Source organism: Arthrobacter sp. B0490, from assembly GCF_002929355.1.
Taxonomy (GTDB): Bacteria; Actinomycetota; Actinomycetes; order Actinomycetales; family Micrococcaceae; genus Arthrobacter_D.
Genome location: NZ_PJIR01000004.1, coordinates 1 through 16,647, shown reverse-complemented (window position 1 = coordinate 16,647; position 16,647 = coordinate 1). Strand labels below are relative to the sequence as shown.

Below are 16,647 nucleotides of genomic sequence, written 5' to 3'. Positions count from 1 at the left end.
CCGTTGACGCCCATGATGACTCTTCCCGCCTTCAACATACGAGCTCTCCGCCTGGTCGGCCCAAGCCACTCGTACCGCGTTGACTTCACCGACCCGCGCGACGCGGAGCTGATCCGACCCCTGTCGATTATCGCCGGCGAGATCAGCACTGGTAAGACCACCGTGCTGGAGTTCGTCGACTGGTGCCTTGGCGCGAAAGAACATCCCGAACATGATGAGGTGATGGCGAACGTACGATCCGCTCAGCTTGCCATCGACGTCACGGGGCCGGGTGACACTAACCCCATAAAATACGTCGTGGAGAGAGCGCTTGGTACGAAAACAACGAGTGCCTACCTGTATACCGGTGACCTTTACACGATGTCTGACACACCAGTTCGATCCTTCACTTCCGACCCCGCCGACACCGACTCGTTGTCCCACTATCTCCTGCAGCTGTGTGGTCTCAGCGGACTCCGCCTGGACCAGTCACCGTCTCAGGAAGACTCGAGAACGAGCGCACTGAGCTTCAGGGACCTGCAGCCGCTCTGGTTTCTCACCAATAGGAGGCTCGATAACGGCGACCTCGCATATGAAAGACAGCCCCACCGTTCCATCAAGCTCAACCAAGTCGTGAATATCTTGTTCGGCGTCTCGGACAACGAGCAGTCGGCGCTGTCCCGCGCAGTAGAAGAACTCGGCGCGGAGGAACGGGAGCTCGCGCGAGCTGTCCAGACGCTTCGAACGTTCATGACCGATGCGGGATTCACCACCATCGCAGAAATAGACCCCGCGTCGGACCAGCTCAGAATCCGGGGAGCCGAACTCAACGCACAAATGCGGACCATCGACGACAACATCTCCGCCCGCAGTGACTTCACCGCCGAGCTACGGGCGAACTATGCCCAGTGCGCGGATCAAGCACAGCGTATCCAGGCTAAGTTGCGAGACCGGGACACCCTTGCAAGGCGGCTTGAACCTCTCCGCGCTCAGTATGCCGACGAGATCCGACGACTTGATCTGGTTGCTGAATCACTAAACCTCTTTGACTCGCTCACCGTGGTGATATGCCCGGCTTGCCAGAGCAAGCTCCAAGCACCGCCCAAGGTCGTCGGGAATGAGTGCTCTCTGTGCCACTCCCACCTGACCACAGATGTCACCGATGGCGAGAACGTTCCCGACCTCAGCACGGAACGACGCAGTCTTGTGCGCCGCTTGAACCAACTCCTCGAGTTTGCCCAGGAAGTGCGTGCAGAGGGCGACAAGCTTCGGAGGAACCTGGCCGCCGCCAACGCAGCGGTACGAGAAGCTCAATCAGCACTCGACCGGATCTCTGGCGGAATCATCTCGCCCTTCCTGACGCAACGCGACGAAATCCAGCAGTCACTCGGGGAGACTCGCGTTGAGCTCAAGACGATGCTCCGAGCACGACAGATGCTGCTACAGCTGCAGGAAAAGGAAGTGGAACTCCTTCGGACGTCAGCCGCCCTCAAGGAAGCGAGGGCGCGTAAAGCGCAATACCTGAAGAACACGACGCCTCGCGACACGACCCTCAATCGCATCGGCGAACGCCTGCTCAACATTCTTGAGGACTTCGGCTACCCCAAGGTCGATCGCGTTCACGTTGACAGGAACCTCGTACCATCAGTTCGCGGACGCCGCTACGACAAGGTCGGTTCTTCTGGGGCTATGACTCTCATCGCACTCGCCTGGGAACTTGCGCTCTTTGAGTTGGCCTTCGAGCAGGGTTCGGGCCATCCCGGATTCGTCATCGTCGATAGTCCTCAAAAGAACCTCGTCCCCGGAGCTGTCACTGCCCCGACTACGCCTAATCCCGGCGTGGACGATAGCGGTGCCGAAATCGACCTGCTCATCACCGCTCGCGGCCGCAACATCGTAGAGAATATCTACCGCCACGTGGCGAGTTGGCTCGCTAAGCACCCCGGCGCGCAGATCATTTTCGTCGATAACCAACCGCCGTCTGTGGCCGACCAGCACATCGTCGTCCGCTACTCGCAGAACCCTGACGACCCGCCCTACGGTCTCATAGAGAACGAAGACGGTCACGCTTCGGAAGCCGAGAATCGCTGACAGCTGCAAGGGTTAGTGTGGATTCTTAAGTGCCTAATGGCATTCGACCTAGGAGAAACGCGGGGTAGTAATCGTCCGCTACCTCACCGATCGCTTAGATGCGCAGCATCAAAGTTCTAGCTCTCGACGAGAGTGCGCGCGACCTCGGGATTGATGGAATCAATAGCATTCCTGAACGCCTCTCGAACAGCCGCAAGTGCCGAGTGTCGTTCGCGGCCGGCCCTCACCTCGTCTCAAAGCTAGTCCGCGCCGAGGCTCCCTGTTTCGTTGTTCACCTCATATCGGAATCGCTCAAGCAGATCGCGTTCCAGCGGACGGGAGTCGACGTATGAAAGATACGTCCAGTCCTGCACGTCGAAATGAGCATTGGTCCCCTCCCGCATGATTGTGATCACCGTCTTGCCGAGTCCCCTGGCAAATCCGAGCTCGAAGTAGACGTTCGGACGTTCGTGGGTGAGGTCGACGACTACGAGACGTGCTCGGCGAATACTTGCGAGGATCCTATCGGTGATCCTGTAATCGCCAGGGACGTCCTTGACTCGCTCGGCGCGGAGGCCGACAGCACGCGCAGCGGCGTCTATAGCTTCGAACGCAGGGTCCATATCGGACTTGAATGACGTCACTACGAAAACCAGCTGAGGATCCTGCTCGTCATTCGGCTCTGCGTTGGTGGGGCGATCGATTCCCATGCTCGCAAGTTTCCTCTCCACTACGTCCTCGATGATTGCTTCGAGGTCCACGTCATTGCTCGGAGGCGGCTCATCTGAGCGCTGCAGCTCTGAGACGGCCTCGATGAGCCGCTCCACACCCCGCTCGGCGTCCTCGTTAAGGTCAATGGCTTGGATTTCAGCCAGACCTTTCGGTAGATCAGCAAAGTGAGCACCACCTGCTAAGACCGGTATAATCCGCTTAGATGCTCCTAGCGCACTTGACCATTCCTGCGTCACCCAGCTCGACTGAAGGCTATTTGGCGTGACCAAGACAATTACTGCGGCGGCTTCCTGAACCGCCTTAGTGATCTCCACCTGCCAGTTGCTTCCAAGCTCCAGCTTCTGATCCCACCATGTGTCGATACCGTGGCGGTGCAGGCGTTCGGTCAAAAGAGAAGCGGTTGGGCGATCTTCCATCGAATAGCTGAGAAATATATTGGTCAAATGAGCCAGCCTTCCTTGGCGAACGCCCATTCGCGTTCATTGGTCATGCTAAGCATCCCTCACTAATGTTGACGTCGTCGTGATCCCCATGACAGGTGACAGCATCGGCGCATCGGCCTTGTTCTTTTGTCCTCGCGGTTAGAGCAGCCGTCCGGACCGACGGGCATCGCGCGGTGACGGTCGTGACGACGTTCGGCGGGGACGTTGCCCTGACCGGTGAAAGGTTTGCGGGACGCGGGGCGCCTCACACCTGAAGGTGGGTTCTTCCGCGGTGCGGGCTGTTCTATCCGGATTCGCAGCCGATGCCGTCCTCATCGTCGTCCAGGTGGACGCCGTAACCGGGCGAGCTGCTGTAGACAGGTGCTTCGCCTGCCGCTCGTGCCGCCGCGCAGTTCGCATAAGGCCCCGCCGGAGCAGGTGCCGGCGCTGGGGCAGGCGCTGGGGCAGGCGCAGGGGCCGGTGCGGGTGCAGGGGCCGGTGCGGGTGCAGGCGCAGGGGCCGGCGCAGGTGCTGGGGCGGGTGCTGGCGCTGGGCGTTCTCCGCTTGGAGCGACGAGCCGCGAGATGATGCCCGCATCGTAGGCCGGAGTTCCAGCCGCGTCACACGCGAAACCATCCGCGTCCCGGTCGATGCCCGGCTGGTAGCCCGGCGTACCGGCAGGGATGTTGTACACGCCTACCGCTGCCGCTTCCGCGCAGTTCTGGAAAGGCAGCGTTACCGTCCCCGCTATGTCCTCAACAGGTGCCGGGGTCGGGGTAGGAGTCGGGGTCGGCGTTGGCGTGGGGGTAGGTGTCGGGCTGGGTGGGGGAGTCGCCGTTGCCGTGGGTGTAGAAGTCCGCGTCGGAGTCGGGCTAGGTGTGGGAGACGGCGTCGTCGTGGGTGTTTCGGTGGGGCGCGAGGAAACCTCCGCAACCGCCTGCTCGTCATTGGCTGCTGCTGGAGGAAGCATTGGCCCGCTTACCAGCAGCAGGAGCAGACCGATGCCCGCGGTGATCGCGCCCCGTTTGCGTGAGGCATGCCGCAGCCACGACGGACGCCCGATAAGGAACGTGTACAGCCCGGTGAACAGCAGAAACAAGCCCAGCATCAGGATCGCCCCGCCGACGCCGTTCTCCCTTCCCGCGAGGACCATGAACAGCAGCAGGATCCCGCCGACGATCCACGTCGACTTTCCGGCCTTCGGCCCCGGCCGGCCGGCCGGTGGGTACGGAGAGAACTGGGCAGGATGATGCTCGAATGCTGATGACAAGAAGGACCCCCGAGGAATTTACGCGAAACACCGCGCACTGGAAGTGACGTGGAGCACCGCGATTGTAGACGGACACACTGTCAGTCACAGCAGCCGCGTCAACGCGAATGTGTGTCAATACTACTCAGGACCACCGGGGCGGGCTGGGCTCCGATGACGTTGTCATACTCAACGGTTGAACCCTCGCCTTAGCACAAGGATTGAACACACAGCCCGGTGTGACCGGAAGACAGTAACCGTGTGTGGTTCGCCTACATCCTGCTGAGGAGTTCTGTCTTTCTCGCCTCGAACTCGCCGTCGCTCACGATGCCTTCGTCGCGGAGCTTGCCGAGCTTTTCCAGTTGAGCGAAGACGTCATCAACCGGCGTGGCTTGATGTGCGATAGCTGGCTGGTGCAGAGCTCGCTGGGCGGACTCGATGGCGTTCCGCATGGCAAGGAACGCCTTCTCCTCACCTTTGACGAACACGACGGAGTTCTCGTCCTCCACAGCGCTCATGGTCTGATGCCCGAAGCGGCTGGTCTTCTCGTTTCCTCCGGCGATGGAGAACTGGATGAAGCCCGACATGACCACGCCCGGCGGTTTGATCTGCACACTGGAGATCGCCGTGATAGGGATTCGCTTCACACCCTTGCCGATAGTCAGCCGCCCCAAACCAATCTGCTGAATCGTCACGAAATGACCGTCGAAGGCCACATAACCGACGCCCTTGGCCCTGGCTAACAGGGCTTCAGCTGGGATGTTGTACTTCGCCCGGAACTTGTCGTCCGGATCCTGGCCGGCTGGGTTGACTGGATTGTTGGCGGTAGCTCGAGGCGATTCGGGGCGCTGGCCCTGCACTCCCCTCCACTGTTCCTGCTCGATGGTGCGTTTGAGCTCAGCGAAGATCGCCTCGTCCTGTGCACTGAAGATGATGTCCTGGCGGTCGCCGAACTTATCAGTGGCACGGTTGAAGCGGATATGCCCGTTGGTCAGACCGCCGGAAGGCTTGAAGTCGATCTTCGTGATGTCCTGGATCGGGATGACGACCTGTGGAGTCAGGGACATCTTCACCGTCAGGATGCCATTGGCGTAAGCCGCCCAGCCCTGCCTGCCAACCCAGACAGACACCCACGCCGGAATGCCAGTTTGTCGACGTACTTCCTCAGCGCGCGCCGCCTGCTTATCATCCATGACCGTCTGCTCCCTGCCGCTCATCGTTCTTCCCGAGCATAAGACCCAGGAACTACCAACGCAGCAGCAGCGGCATGCAACTCGTGGCCACTACCCCACTCTCCAGTCCCGGTAATGCGCCCCAACCAGCAGGCAACGGAGGTGACCCGCAGATCAAACACCCACGCTAGTGCAGATAATCTTCGCGCCAGCCTTGGGATCTTTGGACCACACGGGCACGGGCCCGCACCGGGCGACCTCGAGCCGGCGCACCAGCTCACCCTCGCGCAACTGCTCAGACAATCCCCTGCGTCGAAGCCACGTTCCACGAGGGTTTCAACCCCGTCCTGGAATGTCTCATCCGCACTGAAAGGGTCTCGGATAGCGGCCTTCAACTTGCGATCACAAGTGTTCACGCATGATCGTCTTTCTGCCCCAGTGGGTGGCCGCGAGCAGGATCTCTGTGCTCGGAGGATGGTTGCACCTCCTGACCACATGTGCACGGGAAAAGCTCCCCCACGCTCCGCTGCTTTTCCCGCACACACCTGGACAGCAGGAACCAAGAAACCGCCTGCGCACCTTCACCTGAGCCACTGACCCGGGACAACTCACCTCGAGCAAGCGGTGGCCGTGCACATCCTCCACGAGCGGGGGTTGGGCTAGTGCTGCTATTGGCGATAGCAGGAGCAGTAGAACCTAGCAGGTTTGACTATGGGAAGTGATGTCGCCAGCTAGCAGTCCAAGCGAACATATGCGCTGTTATCGGCAGTGATTCCGTGAGGGACCGAAGGCGGCTATGTGGGAGGACGGCATCGCGCTCATCAAGTGTTGTCGTTTATTCACCCGGCGTGACGAAATTCGAGGGCCTACCCGACACGATCACGAGTAGGCGCCCAGTTGCTGCGGGGACAGGATCTGAACCTGTGACCTCTAAGTTATGAGCCCAGCAAGCTACCGAGCTGCTCCACACCTTAAATACGCCACTCAGGGCACCTAGGGCACTCCGATGAAGCCGCCTACGAGGAGGTCGACTCCGAGGGTGCAGATGATGAAGCTGACGAGGAGCAGGGTTAGGAGGAACCGGGCGCCGAGGAATCGGGTCTCCAGATCGCTTTTCGTCTGGGTTTCTTGGCTGCGCGCAGACCCTCTCACCCATGGGTTCTCACCGCCCGACACTGCCCTCGAGAGGTGTGCCAGGTCGAGTGTCTTGATACTCCACAGGATGCCGATGGACAGCATGCCTGCGCCTCCCGTGGCATCACCTCCGGTGCTCTCCGTGATCATCACCAGGAGAATTCCGGCCAGGGCGGCCAGCCAATAGCGACGGTAGGACGATGCGTTGTCCCCGAAACGGAAGGCACGGTAGGCCTCGGCTCGGTGCTCCTCCGGGTGAATAGACGCCTCGAGCCGACTGATGGTCCGCTCGACGGATATGAGACCTGCGGCCAGGACGCCGGCGGCCACCACAAGGAGCATGTCTCCTACCCCGAGTGTGGGCGCGGGGTGCACCGCGGCCGACACCGTCCCGGCGAGGATCAGGAGGCCGGAGGCAACGTACGCCAGCGCGCCGTTCCTGGCCCGGACCGGGTCTGTGAGCTGCTCCCGCAGGTAACCCTTCGGGAGGACTTCGTCCAATTGCCGGTAGCTCTGGATGATCAGTCCGGCGTGACATCCCCCGGCCAGCAGGGCAATCAACATGAGCGCAGGCGCGGGCAGTGGTACGACGGCAAGAAAGGTGAAGGCCAGCAGGTGGTACCAGAGATAGAAAAGATGCTGCCGCACCCAGCGCACCGGATCCGTTGCGAGGTCGGCCTCTGCCCGACCATCGGAGGGACTGGTGCGCAGGATCCCGCTCACGAGTTCCTGTCGCTGACCCACGATTTTTTTGGCACCTCTGATGTGTCTACTGAGCAGGATCAGCTCGCGACTCTGCGGATATTGGGCAAGACCAGCAGCAAGAAGTGTCCTCGCCTCTTGATCCTCATCGATAAGCGCCGCGGTTTGGGCCGCTTGCGCGAAGGTCCACTCATCTGCCTGAAATGACAGTGCTCGACGAGCGGCCTGGTAGGCCGCGATGAAGTCCTGCCGATCCTTCGGGTGCAGGAGCAGCGCTCGGCTGAGCCAGTAATGGCCGTCCGATTCCTCCGGGAACTGCTCAATGACGAACCGGGCAAGCTCGACGGACTCCTCAGAGCGGCGCTGACCGATCAGTGCTTGCAGAAGGATGGATTGCGCGGCGCTGTTGTGCGGTACGAGTTCCACGGTTCGCCGTGCGGCGTGCTCGGCCTCGGCATACTTCTCTTCGAGATTGAGGGCGTTTCCGAGCATCGCCCAGTAGAGGGGCTGGTCCTGGTGGTGTGCGGCCTGCCCTTCCAGCAGTCTCACTGCGTCATGCGGTCGTTGCCGGGCGATGAGCACGTCGTAGCGGGCGGACAGGAGTTTGAGGTCGTCGGCCTCGCTCACCGTCGTTTCTTGCCGTTCACCAGCGCTGCAAGGTCGTCGTACCGCCCTGTCGCATTGGAGAACCGCACGACGTTCCGCGCTGATTCAAGCCATGCCACCGTGGAGGGCCTGATCTCCTTCAACGCGTCCAGCAGGTGCTTCATCGTGATCGGAGTGATGGATCCCAGCGCTATCGACTCCATCATCGCTTTCTCGGCGGCCGTCACGGCGAGATGCTCAAGGTCCGCACCGGAGAAGCCGTCGGTTGCAGAGGCGAGATGCTCGACGTCGATACCGGCGATGGGCCGGTTCTTCAAGTGGTGGCGCAGGATCGACACGCGTGCGCGGTGATCAGGCGGGCTCACGAGGATCGTACGATCAAGCCGACCCGGTCGCAGGAGTGCCTCATCCAGTTCCCACGGGTTGTTCGTCGCCGCAAGGACGTAAAGACCGTCATTGTCACCGCTCATCGAATCGAGCTGCAGCAGCAACTCGTTGACCATCTGCCGCAGCCACCCCGCTCCCCCACCCGTGATGGAGGCACGGCGCAGACCGATCGAGTCGATCTCGTCGATGAAGAGGACGGTGGGCGCCTGGGAGCGGGCCTCGTCGAAGATCCGCTTCAGGTTCTTCTCGGTCTCGCCCATGACACCCCCGATAACGTCGGTCATCGACACCGCCATGAACGTCGCTCCGAGCTCACCCGCGACCGCCCGGGCCAGGAATGTCTTGCCGCAGCCCGGCGGCCCGTACAGCAGCAAACCGCCCCGCAGGGACTTCCCGAACGCTCTCGCAACCTCGGCGTTGCGCATCGGGGCGAGGAAGGACTCTTCGAGGCGCTGCTTCACGTCATCGAGCCCGCCGACATCGGACAGGGTCACCGACTCCCGAGAGACTTCAACAGGGGCGATGCCGTCGTCGTCCGCCATCGGAGTAACGGGTATCTGCTGAGACTGGACGAAAGGGGGCGGTACGGTGTTTCCGATCTCGTGCTCTGCCTGCTCCCAGTCGAAGCCGGAGGACACCGTCGTGTTCGGCAGTTCTGCCGGCTGCGGCACGGGTTCCGAAGCCGCTTCCGGCGGCGCAGTCAATGCTGTCGCCGACGACGCCAGCACACGCAGGGCCTGCTGATTGCCCGGGTCCGCCACAAGCGCGACGCTGGCCTCGGTGATCGCACCCGCGGCGTCACCTGCGGCCAGCAGCATCTGTGCAAGGTGAAGCCTGAGGACGACATCGTCGGGGCTCGCCTCCACCGCCCCGCGGAGACTCTTCACGATCGGATCATCAGCTGCATCGGCCATTGAACGACACCGCCTTTCATTTGCAATTCCCGAAGGCGTCTGGAGCGCCGTGGCGCTCCGATCGCCTCACACCAATGAATTCTTGAAGCCTAGAAGTTTGGCAGGACGAAACCCAAGCACACACTCCAGGCAGGGTGGCCCGGAGGCGTGTCCTGGTCCCCCACGTGTCAACATGCCGTCCCACGACGCGTTGACGCACCATCAAGGCCCCATCGCGCCCCCGTTCGTGTTCTTGGTGGTCGCGCGCCGCCGACCCACCCTGGTCAGGCGAGCCCTCCCCTGATGTCCTGTGTGTCGCAGGTATAACCGGGATGGGAACACCGACGACGGCGTCCCTGAACAAGTCGGCTTGTCCCTGAAGTATCAGCACGAACGCGTGGTCAGGAAGTCGACTGCGACATCCAGGTCGACGTCTTCAACGAGTGTCGCGAATGCGGTCGCATCAAGGGCGGGAGTCATGAGGCACCTCCGGATGCCGGCCGCCGGGGACGTGCATCAGTGCGCGGGATCGACGGAGTCGAGGTAACGCTGAACCGCGACCCTCGACACCCGGTAGGAGCGACCGAAGCGGATACCCTCCATCGCCCCGGACTGCACCAACCGGTACACCGTCATTTTCGAAACCCGCATACTTGCAGCTATCTCCGCGACCGTCAGAAGGTCCGTCGACATCGATGCGTTGCGTGCCATAGCTACCCCAGCCCCCCGTACCGTGCGCCACCTTGGCCACTTCACCAACACTGAGCTGTTCCTGCCGTTTCCGCACGAGTAGCAGCTACCTATTCCCCGACGCCACCAGCCGAATACCAGGCGGGCGCAACCAGTGGACACCACCCCACCGGCACCACCAGCCCGGGCCACTACACAGAACTCGGCACGTGGTGGTTCTGAACGGGCGGGATGAGCAACAGGTGGCGGGGCGGGGCGGGTTGCAGGGCAGTGGGTCCGAACGAACGCTATGCCAGGAACCATGGGTAGTTCGTTCCCGTGAGAAAGCTGGCTTGTGCTGGCTACGGCAGAAAGCGAGATGGGCGCAGCGCTCGAAGCGTCTCGCAACCCACGGGTTGCAGGACATCAGGACGAGACACCACTGCTCCCAGCCGATACTGCTCCTCCGGTGTCTTGCTGCCCTGTCTCGCATGTAAGGGTGCGGAATCGTGACAGCAGCGTTGGGTTGCGAGACAGTCTTTTGAGAATACCGGCCAAGCGGTCGCCCTGGTCTGAGCCTGACGTCGGGACCGCTCGATCGGGAGAGGAAGTCGTAAGCCCTGTTGAACGAACGGCTGTGTACAGCCTCCACGAGCCTGGTCAAACCGTCTGGCGGCTCAGGAGAACCTGTGCGCTGCTATCGGCAGTGATAGGAAGAAGGACCCGACGCGGCTCTGTGGAGGACGATATGGAGCTCATGGTGTGTCGCCCATGCCCGGGTTAAAGGGTTCAGGCACCTACTCGACATGATCGTGAGTAGGTGCCCTGTTGTTGCGGGGACAGGATTTGAACCTGTGACCTCTGGGTTATGAGCCCAGCGAGCTACCGAACTGCTCCACCCCGCGGCGTATGTACGACCTTACGCACCGCACGGTGAAGACACCAATCAGGATGGCCCTGTGACTCGGAGCGTTGGGTGATTCCCGCGGAGCGGCGCTGTTGTGAGCCAGGTAAGGGTGGGCCTGTGAGCCGGTTGCCTCAGGTGTGTCGCTTGGGGTTTGCCTGATGTGGCGATTCGTCGTCTTTTCCTTCTTGCCCGGAGTGGATGAGCTGCTCGGCGACGTCCACGAGTTTGCGGTTGGTACGGGTGCTTTCGTCCTGCAGGATCGTGAAGGCGCGCTCGGCGCTGATCTTGTGTCGTTCCATCAGGATGCCCTTGGCCTGCCCGATGGCATCTCGCTTGATGACGGATTCCTGTAGCTGCTGCAGCATCTCAGTCTTCTGTTGAAGGAGAGCGCGGATCTCCGCCAACTCACGCCCGAGATCAGCAGGCGCCTCCGATTCCTGGTTACCGGCCGGCACCACTCCGGTTGTACCAGCAAGTACCAGTGAGTTCAGTTGGGAACCGGGGGCAGGAACTCCGGGATAGGAGGCGATGGAAGTCTCAGACGCAGTCCCTGTTACGAATTCATGGTTCAAGAATGAAATTATCAAGTCGGCATTCAATGACTTGTGGAAGCAGGAACACCGGATTCTCCTTGCCTGGTCCCAGTTCGACCTGTGGCCTGGGCAATCAGACCTGGAACGCGAACCCGACGACGGGAACCCGGCGTTCATGCGTCAGCCAGGCCAGGGCCCAGCCGTCGGCGGATCCCGCAGCGTCGATGCCAACAGCCACAGCCAGGACCCTCGTGCCGTCCAGCGCCCTGCGGAGACTCTCCCCGATCGGATCAGCAACTGCATCGGCCTCTGAACGACACCGCCTCCTGTGGTGTTCGTCGCGCTGCGTGCCCAGCCTGGCCGGGAGAGCTCTACCCTGTTGCCTTATGGGTCGCTGGTCCAGCCAGGACGGGGGAGCCGGCAACGGCGTCGCTGAACAAGTCGGCTTGGTCCTGAAGTTCCCGTACGAACGCTCCGGAGAGCTCTAATCCCATCGGTCGCTGGGTAAGGGCGCGGGCTGCTGATGCCTGTAGCTGGGATGCTCCCACCATCGCCGCACTGGCGTGCAGGCTCAGAAGGGACGTGCAGATCTCTTCCTCGTCATGGTCCTCGAGGGCCTGTTCGATCCGGGCTATTCGGCTGACCAGGAGTGCATTGAAGGTGGTCAGGAAGTCGACTGCGACATCCAGGTCGACGTCTTCAACGAGTCTCGAGAACGCGGTCGCATCAAGGGCGGGAGTCATGAGGTGCCTCCGGATGTCGGCTGCCGGGCACGTGCATCGGTGCGCAGGCTTGACGGGGTCGAGGTAACGCTGAACATCGACGCGACCATCTGAAGATCCGTCGCCATCGATGTGTTGTGTGCCATCACTACCCAGCCCCCGTACCGTGCGCCACCTCGGCCACTTCATCAACACTGAGCTGTTCCTGCCGTTTCCACACGAGTAGCAGCTACCTATTCCCCGACGCCACCAACTAGGTACCAGGCGGGCCGCTGGTTCCTGCTGCCCGTCCGCGGACTGCACAAGCAGCCGAGCAGGGAGAGTTCGCGTGGCATAGCTCGCCCCGCCGTCATCTGCCCTGACGTCGGCCTCCCGCTGCAGCGGGACCCTGGATGCCTAGCGCGGCTCGGTTCCGCCCGTCGCCTCGATCACGGCACGGAGCTTCTTCATCCCGTCCCGGATCCGCGTCTTCGCCGTGGGAGCGGGTATCCCGAGATGCTCGGCCACTTCGTTGTAGGTCAGGTGGGAGAAGTAGGCCAGGGAGATGGCCTGATGTTGCAGTGGTGACAGGACGGCCATGGCCGCCCGCACATCGGCCGCTTCCTGACGCGCCAGCACTGCTTCCGAGACCTCGTCGACCCCGGCCGACCAGTTCCGCCGGCCCCATGTGTCGTCCCGTTCCTTTCGGGAGGCATCCGCCCGGAGCCGGTCCACCGCACGGCGATGCGCGAGGGTCATCAGTTACGACACCGGGTGGCCCAGCTCCGGCCGGTACCGGTCGCCCTGTTCCCACACCATGAGGAACACTTCCTGCGTCACCTCCGCGCAGCTCTCCGGGTTCTGCAGTGTCTTCCGCACCACCCCGTACACCCTGCGGGCGCACTGCTCGTACAGGAGTTGGAAGGCCTTCGGATCCTTCGATCCGACGGCAACCAGGACAGCGACTAGATCCGGCGGAACCCTGCCGGTATCGAGGGGAACGCCTCGAGGAACGGTCACGGGTGAGGACGACCCTCGCGGTTCGACGGTGAGACCGCTGTCGGACGGAGACAGTGTGGAAGAGATTGCGGGGCTTCCTGAGAGAGACCGGAACCAAGGCGCCCGTGCGCCGTCCCAGAACACGACGTACACGTTCAAGCAGCGAGACCATGCCGCAACCCGAGAACAAGAGGATGGCACCCCTTCGCCTCGAATGTATTCCGTCCCACTACGCCCCGTCCACTGATGACGCGACCCCGGCGATCAGTGCCTGGGCCGATGGGAAGTGGCGGAACAACCCGAGCCTGCGGCCTCGTGCCGAGCAGCCGTGCTGGTTTAATGAGGAGGTTCGAAGTCACCGGCAGCGACCGGCCGTGACAAGGGGAAAGTATCGGCAGGAAGAGTGGAGGCAGCGACCATGCGTGGACGCCCGCAGCGGGCCCTGATGATCCAGGCCATGGCCACCGTAGCCCTGGACGTGGATGACATCACCGACCGCTACCGCGCCCGCGGCGGGACGGCATCACCCGGAGCTATCGGTGAATACCTGGACGGCTCGGCCGATCTGCCGTTACGCGAGAGCGATCTCCTCGCAGATGTCGTCAACACGTTGTGCCCTGCATCGTCGACCCTGCCGGTCCCGCACGCGGCGCAGGACGCCGCTGACGGATCCTCCGAAACATCACGGCGCGCGCTCGGAGCCGCCGGCGCCTTCCTGCTGTCCGATGGCGAGAAGGAACAAGCGCGCCTCGACGCCATCGACCGCACAAATCTCCTCGACACGGAGCCCGAGGAACGGTTCGATCGCATCACCCGTAACGCCCAGCGGCGCTTCCAGGTCAGCACTGCGATCATCACCCTTATCGACGACAAGCGACAGTTCCTGAAGTCGGTCATCGGCCCTGTGGAGCAGAACATGCCCAGAGCCCGGTCCTTCTGTAACACCACCATCAGGCGTTCGGATCCCCTCATCATCCGTGACACCTTCCACGATGAGCAGTTCAAGTGGAGCCCACTCGTCCTGGGCGAACCCTTCATCCGTTTCTACGCCGGGTGCCCGCTTCGAGACCCCGATGGATGGATCGTCGGCACCCTCTGCGTCATCGACCAGCGCTCACGTGCCTTCTCACAAGCCGACGAACGCTCTCTCCGCCGCCTCGCGACGATCACCGAACACGAACTCACCGCCTGACTCGCCCGGACAGGAGATTCCTTCCGGAACGACGGATCAAACCCTTTCCGCACGCGCGTCGAAGTGGCGTCTGTAGTCGGTCGGGGTGGTCGAGAAGGCGGCCGCGAAGTTCTGGCGAAGAGTGACCGGGTTGCCGAACCCGCAGTCAGCAGCGATGTGGTCGATCGACAGGTCCGTGGTCTCCAGGAGGCGCCGGGCGGCATCGAGCCGGCGGGATCGTATCCACGCCGACGGTGTCGTCCCGGTAGCAGCACGGAAGGCGCGCACGAACGTGCGTCGGCTCATATGTGCCTGCCCGGCCAGACGGTCGATGGTGAGCGGTTGACGGAGGTTGCCCAGTGCCCACTCGAGCAGGTGTGCTATCGGGTCGTCGGCGGAACGCTGCGGGACAGGGTGTTCGATGTACTGCGCCTGCCCGCCGTCACGATGGGGTGCGACGACGAGACTACGCGCAACGGTGTTCGCCGCATCGGCGCCGAGACGGTTCCGCACGAGATGCAGGCATGCATCCAGCCCGGACGCGGTGCCTGCCGAGGTCATGACGTCCCCATGGTCGATGTAGAGGACGGAGCGATCGAGGAGTATGTCCGGGTGTCGTTCGCCCAGGGTGGCAAAGGCCTGCCAGTGCGTGACGGCCCGACGGCCGGCCAGCAGGCCGGCGTCGGCCACGGCGATCGCACCGAGGCACAGACCCAGGATCGTCACCCCTCGCCGGTGTGTGTCCAGCAGGAGGGTGCGCAAGGGGTCGCCCAGCACGCGTCCGTCGTCGAACCATGACGGCACCACCACGACATCCGCTCCGGCCGCGGCGTCGGGGCCCTCGAGTCCGGCGAGCTGGTATCCCTCAGCGGTCCGGATCGAGCCCCCACTGTCGGAGAACAGGCCGGTCGTCCACTCTCCGAGTCCCTGCCGTCCGACCTCGTCGAAGACCATCTGCGGAACGGCCAGATGGAACATCGTCACGCCGTCGAAGGCATACACCGCGATATGCACAGAGATCCTCCTTGTGGCCCGAAGCCATCCTATCTAGGCATTCGTGCCACTGTTGGTTCGCTGCTGCGGCGTGAAGGATGAGGGGAACGCCAGCTCCGGCGATCACTTTCCCTCGTCCCTCAGGAGAATGCCCCATGTACGCACCCCGTCGCGCCCTCGTCCTCGTCGATATCCAGCAGCAGTACTTCGACGGCCTGCTCGAGATCCAGTACCCGCCGCACGAGCAGTCTCTGCCACGGATCACGGCAGCCATCGATGCAGCCACCGCCGCCGGCATCCCGATCGTGGTCGTTCAGCACACGGCAGGCGAAGGAGCTCCCGTCTTCGCTCCGGGGACGCCGGAGTACGAGCTCCATCCCGAGGTGGAGAGCCGCCGCGCCGGGACGTGGAAGAGCGTCGTGAAACACTACGGGTCGGTCTATGCCGACACCGACCTCACACAGTGGCTGCGTGACCAGAACGTCGACACCGTCACCCTCGTGGGTTACATGACCAACAACTGCATCCTCGGCTCGGCCGTCGAAGCCGAAGGCCTCGGCTTCACCACCGAAGTCCTCTCCGATGCCACCGGTGCGATCAACATCGCGAACGACGCCGGCTTCGCCGACGCCAGGACCGTGCACACGACCCTGCTCGCACTGCTGAACTCCAACTGGGCATCCGTCGGGACCGCAGAGGCCTGGACCGCGGCCCTGACCGCCGGACAGGCACTCCCCGGAAGCGACCTGGGCACCTCCGCAGTCACCGGAACCGCACGCGCCAACCAACCCTGATCCTGCCTTCGTGCCGGAAGAACAGACACCGGGTGCACCCCACCCCGCTGACCCACAGCATTCGCGCCGTCCGAGGTATCCCTGGCACGTGTCCGGCTTCGGCCTGACCCGTGCCGGTCGGCGCGGGGCAGCAGGCACTGTGCATCCGCGCAGGCTCAGGGCGCGTCGGCAGTCGTCGGCAGAAGTCAAGCTCGCGGTAGGAGCAGAGGACCGCATAAGGCAAGTAGCCTTATGATCAGTATGCTTAGGTATGTGTTCGCGGAGGCAACGCCTCTGCGAAGGAGTTATGCAAACGCTCTTTCACCGCCCAAGTCCGGGCGAACGATCACCGTTCCGCTTCCGCCGACCTCCCAGTGGACCTCCCGACGTTCTGTCGGAAGCGCACTGCGAAGAAGGTCCCGCCAAGCGTCACGTGGATGACCGACATGAAAGAAGACCTGACATGGCATCAGACAACACCTCCGGGGCGAGTACGCCGAGGAGCAGGCGCAACGACGTCGTCGCGGCGGAGAAGGAACGCTTCGGCGGCATCAA

The 16,647-nt window shown here is 62.7% G+C and carries 15 protein-coding genes and 2 tRNA genes; 5 read left to right on the top strand and 12 right to left on the bottom strand.

Features of this window, described 5'->3' with window-relative positions; all coding sequences use genetic code 11:
- Positions 1-12 precede the first annotated feature (12 nt).
- Entirely contained in the window at positions 13-2,070 is a 2,058-nt protein-coding gene (locus CXQ97_RS08120) for a hypothetical protein (protein ID WP_104180370.1), read from the top strand.
- 239 nt (positions 2,071-2,309) lie between these two features.
- Here the strand turns inward: CXQ97_RS08120 and CXQ97_RS08115 are convergent, their stop codons facing one another.
- Both CXQ97_RS08115 and CXQ97_RS20285 read right to left on the bottom strand, forming a co-directional pair.
- On the bottom strand, positions 2,310-3,224 hold the full coding sequence (locus CXQ97_RS08115) for a toll/interleukin-1 receptor domain-containing protein (RefSeq protein ID WP_181035022.1): 915 nt from the start codon (positions 3,222-3,224) through the stop codon (positions 2,310-2,312).
- 283 nt (positions 3,225-3,507) lie between these two features.
- Entirely contained in the window at positions 3,508-4,173 is a 666-nt protein-coding gene (locus tag CXQ97_RS20285; RefSeq protein WP_146069616.1) for an excalibur calcium-binding domain-containing protein, read from the bottom strand.
- 112 nt (positions 4,174-4,285) lie between these two features.
- Here CXQ97_RS20285 and CXQ97_RS19800 point away from each other — a divergent pair, with 112 nt between their 5' ends.
- The gene (locus tag CXQ97_RS19800; RefSeq protein ID WP_181035021.1) at positions 4,286-4,453 is read left to right on the top strand and encodes a hypothetical protein; all 168 of its coding nucleotides are present in this window, start codon (positions 4,286-4,288) and stop codon (positions 4,451-4,453) included.
- A gap of 271 nt (positions 4,454-4,724) precedes the next feature.
- Here the strand turns inward: CXQ97_RS19800 and CXQ97_RS08105 are convergent, their stop codons facing one another.
- The 7 genes from CXQ97_RS08105 to CXQ97_RS20065 all read right to left on the bottom strand — a co-directional run bounded on the left by CXQ97_RS08105 (position 4,725) and on the right by CXQ97_RS20065 (position 11,377).
- On the bottom strand, positions 4,725-5,645 hold the full coding sequence (locus CXQ97_RS08105; RefSeq protein WP_181035020.1) for a DUF4429 domain-containing protein: 921 nt from the start codon (positions 5,643-5,645) through the stop codon (positions 4,725-4,727).
- A gap of 879 nt (positions 5,646-6,524) precedes the next feature.
- Positions 6,525-6,598: transfer RNA gene (locus CXQ97_RS08100), tRNA-Met, on the bottom strand.
- Between the two features lie 19 nt (positions 6,599-6,617).
- Positions 6,618-8,087, bottom strand: a complete 1,470-nt coding sequence (locus CXQ97_RS08095) for a hypothetical protein (RefSeq protein ID WP_104180366.1) — start codon at positions 8,085-8,087, stop codon at positions 6,618-6,620.
- Positions 8,084-9,367, bottom strand: coding sequence for a 26S protease regulatory subunit (locus CXQ97_RS08090; protein ID WP_104180365.1), 1,284 nt, complete (start codon positions 9,365-9,367; stop codon positions 8,084-8,086). The genes CXQ97_RS08095 and CXQ97_RS08090 overlap by 4 nt, the downstream gene beginning before the upstream one ends.
- Positions 9,368-9,862: 495 nt before the next feature.
- Complete coding sequence (locus CXQ97_RS08085) at positions 9,863-10,057, bottom strand: excisionase family DNA-binding protein (RefSeq protein ID WP_104180364.1); 195 nt, start codon at positions 10,055-10,057, stop codon at positions 9,863-9,865.
- A 789-nt stretch (positions 10,058-10,846) separates the two neighbouring features.
- A tRNA-Met gene (locus CXQ97_RS08080) sits at positions 10,847-10,920 on the bottom strand.
- A gap of 133 nt (positions 10,921-11,053) precedes the next feature.
- Positions 11,054-11,377: an ANTAR domain-containing protein gene (locus CXQ97_RS20065; protein ID WP_219815392.1), complete on the bottom strand. Its 324-nt coding sequence runs from the start codon at positions 11,375-11,377 to the stop codon at positions 11,054-11,056.
- A 680-nt stretch (positions 11,378-12,057) separates the two neighbouring features.
- Here CXQ97_RS20065 and CXQ97_RS19455 point away from each other — a divergent pair.
- A complete protein-coding gene (locus CXQ97_RS19455) occupies positions 12,058-12,291 on the top strand; it encodes a hypothetical protein (protein WP_219815391.1) in 234 nt (77 codons plus the stop codon).
- A 282-nt stretch (positions 12,292-12,573) separates the two neighbouring features.
- Here the strand turns inward: CXQ97_RS19455 and CXQ97_RS08065 are convergent, their stop codons facing one another.
- A complete protein-coding gene (locus CXQ97_RS08065) occupies positions 12,574-12,915 on the bottom strand; it encodes a sigma factor-like helix-turn-helix DNA-binding protein (RefSeq protein WP_104180361.1) in 342 nt (113 codons plus the stop codon).
- Positions 12,916-12,918: 3 nt separating this feature from the next.
- On the bottom strand, positions 12,919-13,176 hold the full coding sequence (locus tag CXQ97_RS19795; RefSeq protein ID WP_181035019.1) for a sigma factor: 258 nt from the start codon (positions 13,174-13,176) through the stop codon (positions 12,919-12,921).
- 397 nt (positions 13,177-13,573) lie between these two features.
- Between CXQ97_RS19795 and CXQ97_RS08055 the strand changes: the two genes are divergently transcribed.
- Entirely contained in the window at positions 13,574-14,347 is a 774-nt protein-coding gene (locus tag CXQ97_RS08055; protein ID WP_146069605.1) for a GAF domain-containing protein, read from the top strand.
- A 36-nt stretch (positions 14,348-14,383) separates the two neighbouring features.
- Here CXQ97_RS08055 and CXQ97_RS08050 read toward each other — a convergent pair whose 3' ends face one another.
- Positions 14,384-15,340 (bottom strand): GlxA family transcriptional regulator, encoded by a 957-nt coding sequence (locus tag CXQ97_RS08050; protein ID WP_181035018.1) that lies wholly within the window; start codon positions 15,338-15,340, stop codon positions 14,384-14,386.
- A 134-nt stretch (positions 15,341-15,474) separates the two neighbouring features.
- Between CXQ97_RS08050 and CXQ97_RS08045 the strand changes: the two genes are divergently transcribed.
- Positions 15,475-16,113, top strand: a complete 639-nt coding sequence (locus CXQ97_RS08045) for an isochorismatase family protein (protein WP_104180358.1) — start codon at positions 15,475-15,477, stop codon at positions 16,111-16,113.
- The last annotated feature ends 534 nt before the right edge of the window (positions 16,114-16,647 follow it).